Raw genomic sequence first — 16,511 nt, 5'->3', positions numbered from 1 at the left:
GGTTCGGAAAACCGAACCTCCGATCAGGGTGGCAGCACGATCGCGCCGGTGACCTGCGCTTTCGTACCGTTGTTGGCATGCGGAACGGAACGGGGAACGAGATGGGGCTACGCAGGCCGTACGAGGACGAGGGCGCGTACGGGCCCGTGGATGTGCGCGAGCCCGTGGACGGACTCGAACTGCGGGGTGGACGGGCGAAACGGGGGCACTCGGCAGGGAGAGGGGGAAGGTGGTCCCGGCGCCCGGGGACACGGCGGGACCACCTTCCGGGACGGCGGTGCGGACCTTGGCACTCCGCCCGTGTCCCGGCTCTCCACTCACGCGCCACCCCAGGGAACCCATGAACAAAAGAACCCTCGACCTCATGGGCATCCCCGTGTCACGCGCGGAGCGCGGTGCCTTCGGATACGCGCTGGCTGCCGTTGTTCCGGCGCTTCTGGGCGTGCCGGCGCTGGCTCTGCTCGCGCTGGGCGGAGCCCTGAGCGTGACCCGGGTCGGCATCCCGTTCCTCTCGCTCGTCCTCACCGCGACGAGGGGACTGGCGGCGCTGGAGCGCACGCTCGTACGACGGTTGCTGGGCGAGCACATCGAGCCGCCCCACCCGGCACGGGGCGGCATCAGGCGGGCCGCGTACGACACCGCGTCCTGGCGCTGTGCGGCGTTCGCGGTGATCAACGCGCCGCTCGGCCTCGTGCTGCTGTGCTTCCAGCTCGCGATACGGGTGTACGCGCTGGCCGCGCTGACGTACCCGCTATGGTTCGGCGCCGTGCGCCAGGACGGCCACACCGGCATCGCGCTGCCCGACGGCACCCCGCTCGACACGCTGCCGCGCGCGCTGGCCCTCGCCGCGTGCGGTCTCGCGCTGCTGGCGCTGACAGGCTGGGTGAGCCGCCAACTGGCCCAGCTCGTAAGGGTGTTGGCCCGCGCACTGCTCGGCCCGGGCCGCCTCACCGACCGTATCCACGATCTGGAGGAGACCCGCGCGCTGGCCGTACGGGACTCGGCGGCGACGCTGCGCCGTATCGAACGCGACCTGCACGACGGTGCGCAGGCCCGTCTCATCGCCGTCGCCATGTCGCTGACCCGCGCCCGTGCCGCGCTCGCCCCCGAACGCGCGCTCTCGGACAGGGGCACGGCCACAGGCACGGACACGGATGGGGACACGGACACGGACACGGGCACGGCCACACGCACGGACACGGACACGGACAAGGCGCGGGCTCTCGTCGACCAGTCGCTGACCCATGCCCGTACGGCCCTCACGGAGCTGCGCGACCTCGTACGCGGTATCCATCCGCCCGTGCTCGACAGCGGCCTCGGGCCCGCCCTGGCCTCCCTGTGTTCGGACATCGAGTCCCCCGCCACGCGCGTACGGTTGCACGCCGAGGGCCTGGCCGGCAGCCCGCGCCCGCCCGAAGCGGTCGAGACCATCGCCTACTTCTGCGCGGCCGAACTCCTCGCGAACGCGGCACGGCACGCGCGGGCCGCTGCCATCGATGTGACCGCCGCTGTACGCGATGGCGCCCTCGAACTCACCGTCGAGGACGACGGCCAGGGCGGCGCGCTGCCCTCGCCCGCCTCCTCAGGACTGCGGGGCCTGCGCGAACGTGTCCGCACCGTCGATGGAGCCCTCACCCTCACCAGCCCTCCGGGCGGGCCCACCCGCGCGGTGGTCCACCTGCCCCTGACGGGAGAATCCTCCGCATGCGCATCGTGATCGCCGAGGACGCCGTCGTCGTACGCGAAGGGCTCGCGGGGCTGTTGACGGACCGCGGCCTGGAGGTGGTCGCCGCCGTGGGCGACGGGGACGCGCTGCTCGCCGCCGTCGAGGAGACCCGTCCCGACGCCGTCGTCGCCGACATCCGTATGCCGCCCACCCATCGCGACGAGGGCCTGCGCGCCGCCGCCCAACTCCGCAGCCGCCACCCCGAGCTGGGCATCCTCCTGTTCTCCCAGTACATCGAGACGTCCTACGCGCACACCCTCCTCACCAACGGTCCAGCGGGCATCGGCTACCTCCTCAAGGACCGTGTGCTGGACGTCGACGAGTTCGTGGACGCGCTCCACCGCGTCGTGGCGGGCGGCACGGCGCTCGACCCCGAGGTCATCACCCGTCTCCTGCGTGCCCGCCCCACCCTCGGCACTCTCACACCGCGCGAACGCGAAACGCTGCACCTCATGGCCACGGGCCTTACCAACGCCGCCATCGCCACCCGCCTGGGCATCTCCCAACGGGCCGTCGAGAAGCACACGGCCACGCTCTTCGACAAGCTCGACATCCCCCGCACCACCGCCACCCACCGCCGGGTCCAGGCGGTACTGCGGTACCTGGAGGGCTGACCGGGCCGACGCCGACCGCAGGGACTGTTCCGGACACCTGGAGGGGCCGACCGTAACGGGCTGTCCCACGGGAGCCTGCCGTGTGGCCGAGCCCACGTGGCCGAGCCCACGTGGCAGACCCCCTCTCGCCGTGGCGGGCGCGTGGCAGGATGGCGCGCGGCCGGGCACGCCAACGCCATCCGAGAGGCGGAGTCGGTCAGATGCGTTCCGTGACGATCACAGGCAGCCGTACGACGGAGCACCACGCGCCGGACCACTACGCCGCTCTGTTCGCGGCGTACCTCATGCCGTTCGCGCACGACGGGCACTTCTATCTCGGCGGCGCACGCGGTATCGACAGCCTCGCGCTGGAGTGGCTGGCGCGCTGGACGCCCGCCGCGCTCACGGTCGTCGTACCGGGCACGCTCGACCAGCAGCCCCAGGAGGCCAGGCAGGCCGTGGCCCGCGCCTGGGACCGCGTCACCCACCTCGTCGAACTGCGCGCCGACGCGCTGGACGCGGAAGCCTACGAGGCCCGCAACCGCTGGATGGTCGACCGTACGACCCTCACCATCGGCTTCCCTGTCGGCACCAGCCGCGGCTCCGGCACCCGCCGGACCCTCGACTACACGGCGGAGCAGGGCAAGGCCCACCTCATCGTCCCGGTGTGAACCCGAATCGTTCCGGTGTGAGCCCGGTTTCCACCGTCACCGTCACCGTCACCGTCACCGTCACCGCCACCACGCCCCTGCTTCCCGTCCGCCCCTGACGCGCCGTCAGGGGCGTACGCGCGTAGTGACGCGGTGGTGCGGGTGGTCGAGCCAGATGTGGGTGTGCCCTGCTCCGGTGGTGACCCCGTAGCGGGTGCGGGCGGGGCAACCGGCGTCGAGCCACCACGTGTGGGCGGCGGTGACCTCGTCCCACAGGGCGCGTGGGCCGTGCTGCTGGAGGTCGAACGCGTGGGCCCCGGGCACGTAGTCGACCGAGGCCCAGGACCTGGTCGCCGCGTCGGCCAGCCACAGGGTGAACTCCCCGCGGGAGCCGTGTCCGACGCTGTAACGGGCCCCGGGGACGAGGACACCGGCGGTGAAGGCCATGTCGTTGTCACCGAGCACGGCACGCGGGTCCAGTTCCGTACGGGAGGCGACAGCGCCGGCCTCGTCATGAACGGCGGCCATGACATCCCGTTCGGGCATCTGCGCCCGGTCCCACATGAAGGCGGTGTCGTCGACCACGTGCCCCGTGGCCACCGGGCCATGGGGTCCTTCGTGGACGGTGAGCCGTAGCAGGACCCCGTTGTACAGGCCGGTGCCCCAGGGCAGAACGACGACTCCGCCCGGCCGGGTCTGACGCACCCACGCATAGGGAATGTCGTGCACCGCGTACGTCGCGACGACCCGGTCGTACGGAGCGCCCGCCGTGTACCCGCGGTCCGCGTCACCGGTCACCACCACCGGCACGAACCCCGCCGACTTGAGCGCGGCGCGCGCGGCCTCGGCCAGCTGCGGATCGGACTCCACGCTGGTCACGCACGTGTCCCCGAGGCGGTGCGAGAGCAGCGCCGCGTTGTAGCCGGTCCCTGTGCCGGCCTCCAGCACCTGGTCGCCGGGGCGGACATCGAGCGCGCGCAGCATGCGGGCCACGACGCGCGGCATGCTGGCCGAACTCGTCGGTACGAGCGCGGGTTCGCACCCGCCCCCTCCCACCCGGACGCGGCCCGAGCCCTCCACACCGCCCGAGCCCTCCACCCTGCCCGCACCGTGTGCGCTGCCCGCACCCGCCGCACCGTCCGTGCTGCCCGCACGGTCCGTGTGCCCCGCGTCCCCTGGGTTCTTCGCGCGCATGTCACCGACCTGCGTGACGACGGCGGTGTCGGAGTACACGGCCGCGCGCCATGCGGCGGGTCGCTCCTCGCGGGTGTGCGGCCAGTACCCTCCGGGGCCCCGCAACCAGACGCGTTCCGGCACGAAGGCGCCCCGGTCCACCCCCGTGAACGCGGTCACCCACCCCTCGTCGAGATGCCCGCCCTCCCACAGCCCTGTGACGAGCCCCTCGGTCCCGTACACCCGTTATCCCTTCGGCCCGGGCCGCGGATTCGGATCCGGCTGCGGCCCCGGCGGCGGAATCGGCTTCTCCGGCTTGTGCCCATCGCTCTCCGCCGGATCCGGCTCCCCCTCTTGCCTCCCCATACGGGCCTCCCTCCCTTACCTCCCGAATGTACGACCGAGCGGGGGACCCGGGGAGGGCGCATACCGGGGGCACAGAAGGCCCCGCTTCATATGTGGGCGCGCGGCGGAAGCGGGGAACGGCGCAGGCGGGCCGGTCGCTGGACGGGACGGTACGGCGCGGTGTCCACGAGCCCGTACAGGAGCCCGTAGAAGTGGCTCGTACAAGGGACTTGTACGCGTGGCCCGTACAGAGGGCTTGTCCGAGCGCTCCGTACTGGGGCTTTGGGCCGGCGGCTCGTACAGGGGGCTTGTACGCGTGGCCCGTACTGGGGCTTTGGGCCGGCGGCCTGCACAGCGGACCCGTACGAGCGGCCAGTACGAGCGGCCCGTACAGGAAGGGGCGTCGGCCCGGTCAGTCGAGCCCGGTGCGCCGCCGCTTGAGCGAGGTGGCCATGGCCCGGCGTATCGGAGCGGGCAGTTCCTCGCCCTCCGGCGTCGCGACCAGATCGGCGGCGACTTCCCTGAGCTTGACGTTGGTGGACTGGGAGACCTCCACCAGCACCTCCCATGCCTCGTCGGCTGTGCAGGGGCCGAGGGCCATCACCATGCCGCGTGCCTGGTCTATGACGGGGTGTGTCTCCATCGCGCGGCGCAGGTCGGTGACCTCGGCCCGGAGGCGGTCCACCTCCGCAGGCTGCCCGGAACCACCGCTGCCGTGCTCCGCCGCTGTGCCCGGCTGCGGCTGCTCGCCTTCGGCGGCGGGGGAAGGTTCGGGGGAACCCACGGGTGTGCCTCCTTGCGCGGGCCGGCTGGTGGTCAGTCGGGCCCGAGGGCCTCCCTTGAGTCCGGGTCCGCAGAACGGACTCGAACAGATATTGCCTCGTCATTCCAGTTCGCGACAAGTCGACCCCACCACACACGCCACCCGCGCGAGCGGCACCGGAGGCTGTGGTGTCCAACTCTCCGGTGCCTACGGGCGCGGCGCCGCGCACTCGCGCACAGGAGAGTTACCGCCGCCCGCATAACGAAACGTATGTGACAGTGACAGATTCGCTCTCCTCACCCTGCGCCCTCACCCGGCGACCTCACGCAGCCCCTTCCGCAGCCCCTTCCGCAGCGCTTTCCGCACCTCCAGCAGCGCGGCGACGGTGGGCCGTTGGTGCGCCGTCGTACGGGTCACGGCGGCCCGGCCCCGACCCCGACCCGGGCCCCGGGCCTCGGCCCCGGTGGCGAGGATGCGTTCGGCGCGCGCGGTCGGCGTGCTGCCCTCGTCGGTGAGTTCGAAGCGGCGTCCCGCGCCGCGCGGCAGTTTGCCGCCGGTGGCATGTTCATGGACGTCGAAGGCCCGCGCGTTGGACCATGGCGACGGATCGCCGATCAGCACCGAGCACCGAGCACCGAGCACGGAGAACCCAGTGCCGAGCACCGGCACCGAGAACCCCGGAACCGAGCACCGAGCACCCGGCACCGAGCACCCACTGCACCGCACGGCGGCATACCGCACGCGTGGTTCACGGAAGGGATCGGCCATGTCCTCAGCGCAAGCCTCGTACTCAGAGCCCCCCGCCTCCACCTCCGCCCCCTCGCCTTCTCCCGCGGCCTCTCCCTCCCCTTACACCGACTCCCCCTCTCCCACCGACAACCTCACCACCGCCGATGTCGTCGTCATCGGTGGCGGGATCATGGGAGCCAGCATCGCCTTCCACCTCGCGGAGGCGGGAGTCTCCGACGTCCTGGTGCTGGAGCGCGACACCCTCGCGAGCGGCAGCTCGGGCAAGCCGATCGGGGGCGTGCGGGCGCAGTTCTCCGACCCGCTCAACATCGAGATGGGCGCGCGCGGCCTGCGCGCCTACGCCGACTTCGCGCGCCGCCCGGGCGCCGGCATTCGCCTGGAAACCGTCGGCTACCTCTTCCTGCTCACCACCGGGGACGACGCGGCGGAGTTCACCCGGGCCGTCCGTACGCAGAACGAACTCGGCGTGCCCAGCCGCATGATCGAGCCCGGCGAGGCACGGCGGCTGTGCCCGTACGTGGTCACCGATGGGCTCGTCGCCGGCGCCTATTCGCCCGAGGACGGGCACGCACGTCCTGTGCGGGCCGTCGAGGGGTACGCGCGTGCGGCGCGCGCCGCCGGTGTCACATTCGCCACGGGTACGACCGTCACCGGCATCGAGTCGACGGCGGGGCGCGTGACCGCCGTCCGCACGGACCGGGGCCGCGTCGTCTGCCGCCGTACGGCGGTGTGCGCCGCGGGCGCGTGGTCGGCCGGGATCGGTGAGCTGGCGGGCGTACGGCTGCCGGTGCGCCCGGTGCGGCGGCAGCTCGCGTTCACGGCGCCGCTGCGGCCCCCGGCGCCGCGCATCCCGTTCACGATCGACTTCGCCTCGTCCGCGTACTTCCACAACAGCGACGACGGGCTGCTCCTCGGCTTCGCCGATCCCGGGCAGCCGGACGGCTTCGACCGTACGTGGACGCCCGACTGGCTTCCCCTCTTCCGCGAGGCCGCACGGCGCAGGGCGCCCGCCGTGGCGGAGCTGGCGACACGGAACGGCTGGGCGGGCCTGTACGAGGTGACGCCTGACCACAACGCGCTGATCGGCCGGGCGGCCGAGGTGCCCAACTTCCTGTACGCGACCGGCTTCTCAGGCCACGGCTTCCTCCAGGCGCCGGCCGTGGGAGAGATCGTGCGGGACCTGCATCTGGAGCGGGAACCGTTCGCCGACATCGCGCCGCTCAGCGCCGACCGTTTCGCGACGGAGGCGGGGCGCGAGGCCCGCCCCGAGGCACACGTCGTCTGAGAACACGTGTCCGCCCTTGCCCCCACCCCACCCCACCCACCGACAAGGGAGCCCCGCATGATCACCCCGACCGAGACCCTTCGCGAACGCGCCCTCGCCGCCCTCGCCCGCGTGGGTGCGGCGCCGCCCGAGGGCACTGACCACCCCGCGCGCACCCCGCTCACCGGCGACAACCTGTTCGGCCTCGCCGCGGCCTCGCCCGCCGAAGCCGAGCAGGCGATCGGACGGGCGAGCGAGGCGTTCCCCGCGTGGCGCGCGACCCCGGCGCCCCGGCGCGGCGAACTCGTACGCCGCCTCGGCGATCTGCTGCGCGCACACCAGGGCGATCTGGCGGACCTGGTGACCCTTGAGGCGGGCAAGATCCGTTCGGAGGCGCTGGGCGAGGTGCGCGAGATGATCGACATCTGCGACTTCGCCGTCGGCCTCTCGCGCCAGCTCCACGGCCGTACGATCGCCTCCGAACGGCCGGGCCACCGGCTCGCCGAGACCTGGCACCCGCTGGGTGTCGTCGGCGTGATCTCCGCTTTCAACTTCCCCTGCGCCGTGTGGTCCTGGAACACCGCCGTCGCGCTGGCCTGTGGCGACACCGTGGTCTGGAAGCCCTCGGAGCTGACCCCGCTGATCTCCGTCGCCTGCCACACGCTGCTCGTACGCGCGGCACGCGACGTGGGAGCGCCTGAGCAGGTGCACCAGCTCCTCCTGGGCGACAGGGCCGTGGGCGAACTGCTCGTCGACGACCCCCGCGTGGCCCTGCTGAGCGCCACGGGCTCGACCCGTATGGGGCGCGAGGTGGGGCCACGGGTCGCGGCACGCTTCGGGCGCGGCCTCCTCGAACTCGGCGGCAACAACGCCGCGATCGTCGCGCCCTCGGCCGACCTGGATCTGGCGGTGCAGGGCATCGTGTTCGCCGCGGCCGGTACGGCGGGCCAGCGGTGCACCTCGCTGCGCCGCCTCCTGGTGCACCGCGACGTCGCCGATACGCTCACCGACCGCCTCACGGCCGCGTACCGCAAGCTGCCGATCGGCGACCCGTTCGATACGAACACGCTGGTCGGGCCGCTCATCCACACAGCGGCGCTCGACCGGATGCGGACCGCGCTGGACCGGGCGGGCGCGGAGGGCGGCGCGGTGCTCGCGGGCGGCGGGCGGGTGCTGACGGAGGAGGCACCAGGAGCCGCTTACGTGGAGCCGACGCTGGTCCGCATGCCGGGCCAGACCGGTGTCGTACGGGAGGAGACCTTCGCGCCCGTCCTCTTCGTACTGACCTACGACACGCTGGAGGAGGCGCTGGCGCTCCACAACGGCGTACCGCAGGGCCTCTCCTCCAGCATCTTCACCCGCGACCAGCGCGAGGCCGAGGTCTTCCTCTCCTCCGAGGGCTCCGACTGCGGCATCGCCAACGTCAACATCGGCACGTCAGGGGCCGAGATCGGCGGAGCGTTCGGCGGTGAGAAGGAGACCGGCGGTGGCCGCGAATCGGGCTCCGACGCATGGCGCGCTTACATGCGGCGGGCCACCAACACCGTCAACTACTCGAACGAGCTGGCGCTGGCCCAGAACGTCAGCTTTCTCTGAGCCGGGTACTCGGAACCGTCCGGGTTTCTCTGAGCCTCCGGAACCGTCCGTGCCGAGCGGAACTGTCCGTGCCGAGCGGAACTGTCCGTGCCGAGCGGAACTGTCCGAGTCACGCGGGACCGTCCGGGCCAAGCGGAACCGTTCTGCCGATTGCCGCGCATGGGGCGGGGGAGCGGGGGCACTCGGGCGCCGGAGGTTGATACCCATGGTTCCCCTGCTACTCGTTCTTCTTCTCGCCGTAGTGCTTTTCGGCGCGGGGTTCGCGCTCAAGGCGCTGTGGTGGATCGCCCTCATCGTGCTGGCGGTGTGGCTGCTCGGATTCCTCATGCGGTCGACCCCGGCGGGCGGTGGCCGCCGCAGCCGCTGGTACCGCTGGTAGCCCGCCGTCACGAACGGAACGGTCCACGTGAACGGAACAGTCCGCACGAACAGGGCACCCCACACGAACGGGGCACCCCGCATGAACCGCATGAACAGGCCCCCCGCGCGAAACAGAAGAGCCACCGTGCGGAGAGCAGAACAGCTGACGTGGCCGGAACAGAACGGCCTACGTGAACGGAACAGAACAGCCGACGCGAACTGAACGGAACGGCTGACGAGAAGAGACCGGAACAGTCAGCTCAAACAAGGCAAATGGGGCCGCGCCTTCATGGCGCGGCCCCTTCGTCCGGCGAAGTCCGGCGCCGTAGGGTCGACAGTCGGTTTCGCCACAAAAGGGACCGGCAACCAGGAGGCATTGTCACCGTGGACGACCACCACACGCGGCCCGCGACCAGCTCGACCGTCACCCTCCATGTCAACGGCACGCCCCACACCCAGACCACCGACCACCGCACCACCGTCCTCGATCTGCTCCGTGAGCACCTCGGCCTCACCGGCACCAAGAAGGGGTGCGATCACGGCCAGTGCGGCGCCTGCACCGTGCTGGTGGAGGGGCGGCGCGCGAACAGCTGTCTGCTCTTCGCCGTGGCACACGACGGCGCGCACGTCACCACCGTCGAGGGACTCGGAGAAGGGGAGCGGCGCCATCCGCTCCAGGACGCCTTCGTGGAGCGCGACGCGTTCCAGTGCGGGTACTGCACACCCGGCCAGCTCTGCTCAGCGGTCGGCGTACTCGCCGAGGCCGCGGCCGGCCACCCCTCCCATGTCACCCCGCCCCCCGGCGCGGGCGAACCGCGGCCCGAAGGCGCACCGGTTCCGCTGACCCGCGCCGAGATCCGCGAGCGCATGAGCGGCAACATCTGCCGCTGCGGCGCCTATCCGCACATCGTCGAGGCCATCGAGGAGATGGGCGACGTGGCCGGAGGCATGGACGGCGGGGCCAGGAACACGGACGGCGCGCGCGGTGTGCCGGGCAACCCGAGCGGCGTCCCCGAGGAGGCGACCCGGTGAAGACCTTCACGTTCGAACGAGCGGCGACACCGGACCAGGCGGTCGACGCGTTCACCGCACACGAGCGCGCCCGCTACCTCGGCGGCGGCACCAACCTCGTCGACCTCATGAAGCTCGGAGTCGAGTCCCCCGAGCACCTCATCGACGTCAGCGGGCTCCCCCTGGACGAGGTCGAGCGCACACCCGAGGGCGGGTGGCGCGTCGGTGCGGCCGTACGCAACAGCGACCTCGCGGCGCACCCCGGCGTACGCCACGACCACCCCGTACTGTCCCAGGCCCTGCTCGCCGGAGCCTCAGGGCAGCTCCGCAATGTCGCCACCACGGGCGGCAACCTGCTCCAGCGCACCCGCTGCCCCTACTTCCAGGACACCTCCACGCCGTGCAACAAGCGCGAGCCCGGCACCGGCTGTTCGGCGCGCGGGGGCGCGCACCGTGACATGGCGGTACTGGGTCACTCGCCGCACTGCGTCGCCACACACCCCTCCGACATGGCCGTCGCGCTCGCCGCGCTCGATGCCCAGGTCGAGGTGCTCGGGCCCGAGGGACGGCGTACGGTACCGGCCGCCGACTTCCACCGGCTGCCCGGCGACACCCCGCAGCAGGACACCGTGCTGCGGCCCGGCGAACTCGTGCTCGCGGTCTCTGTCCCTCCCCCTCACGAGGGAGCGCGCTCGGCCTACCGCAAGGCACGCGACCGCGCCTCGTACGCCTTCGCGCTCGCCTCCGTCGCCGCCGTGCTCGCCGTACGAGAGGGCACTGTCACGCACGCGGCGCTCGCCTTCGGCGGCCTCGCGCACCGGCCCTGGCGCGCACGCGCTGCCGAGGAGGTGCTGGTGGGCTCCGCCGCCAACGCGCATACTTTCGCACGCGCGGCCGACGCCGAACTCGGCGCTGCCAGGCCCCTGGGCGACAACGAGTTCAAGGTGCCGCTGGCCCGCAGCCTCGCCGTGAACCTGCTGACCACGCTCGCCGACCGCTCCGAGCAGGGGGCCTGAAGAGGATGGCCGTGCACGACACACCCGACAACTCCCGCACCACGGACACCGGAAGCGCCATGAGCGCCGACAGCGTCGCGGGCACCAGCAGCACAGGCGCCGCGGAAAGCGCCACTACAGGGAACGCCACAGGGAAAAGCGCGACTACAGGGAACACCACAAGGAAGAGCACCACTACAGGGAGCACGGTTATGGCGAGCACCACGGGGAGCGACTCCGGTGCCGACGGCTCCCTCGGTGCTCCGGTGTCCCGCCGCGAGGGCGCGGCCAAGACGGCGGGCGAGGCCCGTTACGCGGCGGAGTACACCCCTGAGGGCTGCGTGTACGCGTGGCCCGTACCCGCGACCGTGCCGCGCGGGCGTGTCACCTCCATGGACGCGTCGGACGCGCTGGCGCTCCCCGGCGCCCTCGCCGTCCTCACCCATGAGAACGCGCCCCGGCTGACCGAGCCCGACGACGGCATCCTCTACGTGCTCCAGAACGACCGTGTCCCGCACCGCGGCTGGTACGTGGCGCTCGCCGTCGCGGAGACCCAGGAGACGGCGCGCGCCGTGGCCGAAGCCGTACGGATCTCCTACGAGGAGGAGCCGCACGACGTCCGCCTCATGACCGACCATCCCGAGATGTACCACCCCGAGAAGGCCAACGGCGGCGTTCCCGGCGACCGTGAACGCGGCGATTTCGACCGGGAGTTCGCGGCTGCACCGCACCGGGTGGACGCCACGTACACGCTCACCCCGCTGCACAACCACCCCATGGAGCCGCACGCGGCCACCGCGTTCTGGCGGGACGGGCATCTGACGGCCTACGACTCCAGCCAGGGCGCCACCACCGTCCGCGAGGCGCTCGCCACTCTCTTCGCGATGGGCGAGGAGCAGATCACCGTCGTCTCCGAGCACGTCGGCGGCGGCTTCGGCTCCAAGGGCACCCCGCGTCCCCAGGTCGTCCTCGCCGCCATGGCGGCCCGGCACGTCGAACGGCCGGTGAAGCTCGTCCTTCCGCGCCGGGAGCTGCCCGCCGTCGTCGGCCACCGCGCGCCGACCATCCAGCGCATGCGGCTGGGCGCACGCGCTGACGGCGTCCTGACGGCCGTTGGACACGACGTCGTGACGTACACCTCCACGGTCAAGGAGTTCGTCGAACAGGCCGCGTCTCCATCCCGCGTCATGTACGGCTCCGACGCCTCCCGTACGGGACACCGCGTCGTCGCGCTCGACGTCCCCACACCCTCCTGGATGCGGGCACCGGGTGAGGCCCCCGGCATGTACGCGCTGGAGTCGGCCATGGACGAACTGGCCGTCGAACTGGACCTGGACCCGGTCGAACTGCGCCTGCGCAACGACACACAGACGGAGCCTGACACCGGCAGGCCGTTCAGCAGCCGCCACCTCGCCGACTGTCTGCGCGAGGGAGCACGCAGGTTCGGGTGGTACGAGCGCGACCCGCGCCCCCGTATGCGCCGCGAGGGCGACCTGCTGACCGGTACCGGAGTTGCCTCCTCCGCCTACCCGGTCCTCGTGGCACCCTCCACCGCCTCGGTCGAGGCGCTGTCCGACGGCACCTTCCATGTGCGGGTCAACGCGACCGACATCGGTACGGGAGCCCGTACCGTCCTCGCCCAGGTCGCGGCCGACACGCTCGGCGCCCCGCTCGCCTCGGTACGCATCGACATCGGCGACAGCGACCTGCCCCGAGCTCCCCTCGCGGGCGGCTCATCGGGCACGGCGTCCTGGGGCTGGGCCGTCCATAAGGCGTGCAGCGAACTCCTCGCGTCCGGTGGTACGAAGGCCACGGCCGACACCACCGAGGACGTTCAGGGCCAGCAGGACTACGCACGGCACGCGTTCGGCGCCCACTTCGCCGAGGTCCAGGCCGACACCGTCACGGGCGAGGTCCGCGTCAGCCGCCTCCTGAGCGTGTTCGCCGCAGGCCGCATCCTCAACGCCCGCACCGCACGCTCCCAGTTCATCGGCGGCATGGTGATGGGTCTGGGCATGGCACTGACGGAGCACAGCGTCATCGACCCCGCCACCGGCGGCTTCGTCGAGCGCGACCTCGCCTCCTACCATGTGCCCGCGTGCGCGGATGTGCCCGACATCGACGCACACTGGATCGAGGAGGACGACCCGCACCTCAACCCCGTCGGCGGCAAGGGCATCGGAGAGATCGGCATCGTCGGCACCGCTGCCGCCATCGCCAACGCCCTGTACCACGCCACCGGCGTCCGCCACCGCGACCTTCCTCTGACCCCGGACAGGGTGGGCGTACTCAGCTGAGGCGCCCCCGCCTGCCCTCCCGGCCAACACCGCGCCAACCCGCCCCACCCACCGACCGGCCACCTACCGCCCCCTTCTGCGGGGGCTGGTGGGTGGTCGGTGGCGTGGGTACACCTGTGCGTCAACCGAACGGTGGAGGGGAAGTTCAATCGCGCGCTCGACGCGCGGAGATGGGGGCTGCGGCGATGCTCGGAGCATGAGAGAACTCGCCGTGCGGATCGTCGTGGGAGACCACACCCTGATGCGGGCCGGTGTGCCGGCCCCGGACCGAGGCCTCCTCCCCCGCGGCCCCATCCCCTCCGACCGTAAGCCACCGACCCGACGAACCCTCACCCGCGAGCCAGACCCGCCCTCACCCCCGGGGCCCGCTCTCGCTGAGTCCGAAGCGGGCGTGCAGGCGTCGCAGGGGAGCCGGCGCCCACCAGCAAGCCCGCCCCAACAGCCGCATGAAGGCAGGCAGCAGGATGCCCCGGATCAACGTGGCGTCGAGCAGGATCGCCAGCGGTACGCCGAGCCCCAGCGCCTTCATGTACGAGATCCCGGAGGTGAGCATCACGATGAAGGTGAGCGAGAGCACGATGGCCGCATACGTGATGACGCGCCCCACGCGTTCGAGCCCGACGGCGACGGACCCCCGCGCGTCCCCGGTCCGCGTGTACTCCTCACGGACCCGGGAGAGGATGAACACCGCGTAGTCCATGGACAGCCCGAAGGCGAGTACGGCGATCATCACGGGCACGGTCCAGTTGAGTGCCCCGGTATTGACGAAGTCCCCTACCAGCCACTGGAGATGGCCGTCCTGGAAGACGAACACGAGCGCCCCGAACGTCGCACTGAGGCTCAGCACACTCAGCAGCATCGCCGCCAGCGGCAGCAGCACGCTGCCGGTGAGCAGGAACAGCAGGACGTACGTACCGAGGGCCAGGATGCCCACGACGAGGGGCAGCCGGTCCCCGGCCGAGGCGAAGGTGTCGGCCGACACGGCCGGCGGCCCCCCGACGAGGACGGGATACGGACTCTCGGCCTCCCGCACGCGGGTGACGACATCGGCGCCCGCGTCGGACAGCCCGTCGACGGACGGTACGACCGACCAGTACACGCCCTTGTCCGTGGCGAACCGTTCCGCACCGGCCCCGGCCGGGGCCACACGTTGCCCGTCCACATAGCTGCCGGTGAGCGCGTCCACCCGCCGCACACCGTCGAGCGAGGACAGCCGCTTCGCGTAGGCGGCGACGGCGGCCTCACGCTTCGGGGAGTCCCGCGCCTCGCGGGCCACGACACCGAGGGTCTCGGTCTCGCGCCCGTCGAAGTCGTCCTGCAGTAGCTGAGCCGCACGTGCCGACTGCGCCGACTTGGGCAGCACCTGCTCGTCGGGCAGCCGCAGATTGAGGTCGAGCGCGGGCGCAGCGAGCACCGCCATCAGTGCCAGCACCCCGAGCACCATGGACACAGGACGGCGCATCACGAGGAGAGCAAGCCGATGCCAACCCCCTTCTCCCACCCGCGCGTTGACGGCCGCGCCCGGACGCCGACGCGCGCGTATCCGGAGCCGGTCGATCCGGAACCGGCCGACACCCAGCCGCCCGATCCTGAGCCGGTCGATGCGGGGCCCGGCCCAGGCCAGCAGCGCGGGCACAATGATCAGCGTCGCCAGCGCGGCGGCCAGCGCGGTCACCGCGCCACCGATCGCGATGGACCGGAACATGCCGAAGGGCATCACCACGAGCGACATGCAGGCGAGGGCCAGCGTCACGGCCGAGAAGATCACCGTCCGCCCGACGGTCCGCATCGCGGCGAGAATCGCCCCCCGCACCTCGCTGGTCCCGACCTCGAAAGGCCCCGCGTCGCGCCCACCGGCACCCAGCGCACCGGCCCCGCGTCCACGGGCGCCCAGCGCACTCGCCCCGTCCTCGCTCGCCCTGCCTTCATTCGTTCCGCCCTCAGCCGTGTGGGGCCCACCCCCGTGGGGTCCGTTCAGGCTGTGGCGGCCGGAGGCCAGTTCTTCCCTGTACCGCGTCACGAACAGCAGGCTGTAGTCGATCGCCAGCCCGAGCCCGAGGAACGTACAGGTGTTGACCAGCAGGTTGTTGGCGTCGAAGACGAACGTCAGCCCCCACATCAGCCCGAAGACGACGAGCATCGTGGCGAGCGCGACCGCGAGCGGCAGCATCGCGGCGACCAGCGAACCGAAGATCAGCACGAGCACCACCAGCACCAGCGGGAACACCAAGGTCTCCGCTGTCGCCGCGTCCTCCGCTGCCTGTTCGGTGTTCTCCAGGTTCATCAGCGCGCTGCCGCCCAGGGTCACCCGCACCCCGTGCACCGACCCTGTGTAGTCGTCCCGCAGCTTCTCCACCCGGTCGTTGACCTGGTCGAAGTCCCCCGCAATGTGCCCGGTGACCAGCGCCCTTTCCCTGGAGGAGCCGCGCAGCGAGGCCGCCTTGCCCGCCGTCCAGTAGGAGGCGACACCGCTGACGTGGTCCTTCGCCAGGTTCCCCGCGAGGCGCCGCCCCGCCGCGGCGACGGCGGGATCGTCCACGCCGCGCCGGTCCTCGACGACCAGCACCAGGTTGGTGCGCCCGCGCCCGAACTCCCCCTCCAGCGCCTTTTCCGCGTGCGCCGCCTCCGTGCCGGGGTTCTCGTACCCACCCATCGTCAGCCGGTCGGTCAGCCCCATGGACAGCCCGCCGACGGCCAGCACGACGACCAGCACCCCCAGCAGTATCCGCCGCGGTCGCCGCACCAACCGTCCGGCAAGTCGCTCCAACATGCCTGCCCTCTCCCTCGCCCTACGCGCTGGATCTCCAGCGCATACCGAGACGACAGCCGGCCCGCTGACCGTGACATGGAGCGAATGTGACGTGCCCAACCCCCTGCCGCACGCAGCCACAAGGACCCGGGGCCCAGCCCCGCAACCCCGGGGCCCAGCCCCGCAACCCCAGGCCGGGACACGGACATGGACATGGACCCAGGCCCGGACCGGGACCC

At 72.0% G+C, this 16,511-nt stretch carries 13 protein-coding genes; 9 read left to right on the top strand and 4 right to left on the bottom strand.

The genetic code is table 11. The features are described 5' to 3' along the window. Positions 1 to 340: 340 nt before the first annotated feature. The 3 genes from NMN56_RS06145 (at position 341) to NMN56_RS06135 (ending at position 2,990) form a co-directional block, all read left to right on the top strand. Positions 341 to 1,717, top strand: coding sequence for a sensor histidine kinase (locus NMN56_RS06145; RefSeq protein ID WP_274042721.1), 1,377 nt, complete (start codon positions 341 to 343; stop codon positions 1,715 to 1,717). Further along, entirely contained in the window at positions 1,705 to 2,340 is a 636-nt protein-coding gene (locus NMN56_RS06140; RefSeq protein ID WP_274042720.1) for a response regulator transcription factor, read from the top strand. Before NMN56_RS06145 ends, NMN56_RS06140 begins: the two co-directional genes overlap by 13 nt. Before the next feature lie 200 nt (positions 2,341 to 2,540). Beyond that, a complete protein-coding gene (locus NMN56_RS06135; protein WP_274042719.1) occupies positions 2,541 to 2,990 on the top strand; it encodes a hypothetical protein in 450 nt (149 codons plus the stop codon). A 105-nt stretch (positions 2,991 to 3,095) separates the two neighbouring features. Here the strand turns inward: NMN56_RS06135 and NMN56_RS06130 are convergent, their stop codons facing one another. From NMN56_RS06130 to NMN56_RS06120, 3 genes are all read right to left on the bottom strand, one after another. Next, the gene (locus tag NMN56_RS06130; RefSeq protein ID WP_274042717.1) at positions 3,096 to 4,385 is read right to left on the bottom strand and encodes a methyltransferase domain-containing protein; all 1,290 of its coding nucleotides are present in this window, start codon (positions 4,383 to 4,385) and stop codon (positions 3,096 to 3,098) included. Between the two features lie 514 nt (positions 4,386 to 4,899). Further along, positions 4,900 to 5,271: an ANTAR domain-containing protein gene (locus NMN56_RS06125; protein ID WP_274042716.1), complete on the bottom strand. Its 372-nt coding sequence runs from the start codon at positions 5,269 to 5,271 to the stop codon at positions 4,900 to 4,902. Between the two features lie 288 nt (positions 5,272 to 5,559). Next, positions 5,560 to 5,913 carry a hypothetical protein gene (locus tag NMN56_RS06120; RefSeq protein WP_274042715.1) on the bottom strand — a complete coding sequence of 118 codons (354 nt, stop codon included), beginning with the start codon at positions 5,911 to 5,913 and terminating at the stop codon, positions 5,560 to 5,562. Between the two features lie 103 nt (positions 5,914 to 6,016). Here NMN56_RS06120 and NMN56_RS06115 point away from each other — a divergent pair, with 103 nt between their 5' ends. From NMN56_RS06115 to NMN56_RS06090, 6 genes are all read left to right on the top strand, one after another. Beyond that, complete coding sequence (locus tag NMN56_RS06115; RefSeq protein WP_274042714.1) at positions 6,017 to 7,285, top strand: NAD(P)/FAD-dependent oxidoreductase; 1,269 nt, start codon at positions 6,017 to 6,019, stop codon at positions 7,283 to 7,285. A gap of 57 nt (positions 7,286 to 7,342) precedes the next feature. Beyond that, positions 7,343 to 8,860 (top strand): L-piperidine-6-carboxylate dehydrogenase, encoded by a 1,518-nt coding sequence (amaB, locus tag NMN56_RS06110; RefSeq protein WP_274042713.1) that lies wholly within the window; start codon positions 7,343 to 7,345, stop codon positions 8,858 to 8,860. Positions 8,861 to 9,065: 205 nt separating this feature from the next. Continuing rightward, positions 9,066 to 9,239, top strand: a complete 174-nt coding sequence (locus NMN56_RS06105; RefSeq protein ID WP_274042712.1) for a hydrophobic protein — start codon at positions 9,066 to 9,068, stop codon at positions 9,237 to 9,239. A gap of 356 nt (positions 9,240 to 9,595) precedes the next feature. Further along, entirely contained in the window at positions 9,596 to 10,252 is a 657-nt protein-coding gene (locus NMN56_RS06100; RefSeq protein WP_274043098.1) for a 2Fe-2S iron-sulfur cluster-binding protein, read from the top strand. Further along, positions 10,249 to 11,247 (top strand): FAD binding domain-containing protein, encoded by a 999-nt coding sequence (locus NMN56_RS06095; RefSeq protein ID WP_274042711.1) that lies wholly within the window; start codon positions 10,249 to 10,251, stop codon positions 11,245 to 11,247. The genes NMN56_RS06100 and NMN56_RS06095 overlap by 4 nt, the downstream gene beginning before the upstream one ends. A gap of 191 nt (positions 11,248 to 11,438) precedes the next feature. Continuing rightward, on the top strand, positions 11,439 to 13,523 hold the full coding sequence (locus tag NMN56_RS06090; protein ID WP_274042710.1) for a xanthine dehydrogenase family protein molybdopterin-binding subunit: 2,085 nt from the start codon (positions 11,439 to 11,441) through the stop codon (positions 13,521 to 13,523). Between the two features lie 352 nt (positions 13,524 to 13,875). Here the strand turns inward: NMN56_RS06090 and NMN56_RS06085 are convergent, their stop codons facing one another. Next, the gene (locus NMN56_RS06085) at positions 13,876 to 16,293 is read right to left on the bottom strand and encodes an MMPL family transporter (protein ID WP_274042709.1); all 2,418 of its coding nucleotides are present in this window, start codon (positions 16,291 to 16,293) and stop codon (positions 13,876 to 13,878) included. Between the last annotated feature and the right edge of the window lie 218 nt (positions 16,294 to 16,511).

It is taken from the genome of Streptomyces iconiensis (genome assembly GCF_028657195.3).
Taxonomy (GTDB): Bacteria; Actinomycetota; Actinomycetes; order Streptomycetales; family Streptomycetaceae; genus Streptomyces; species Streptomyces iconiensis.
Note: the sequence above shows the minus strand (reverse complement) of the source record. Positions and strands in the feature narration are given on the sequence as shown.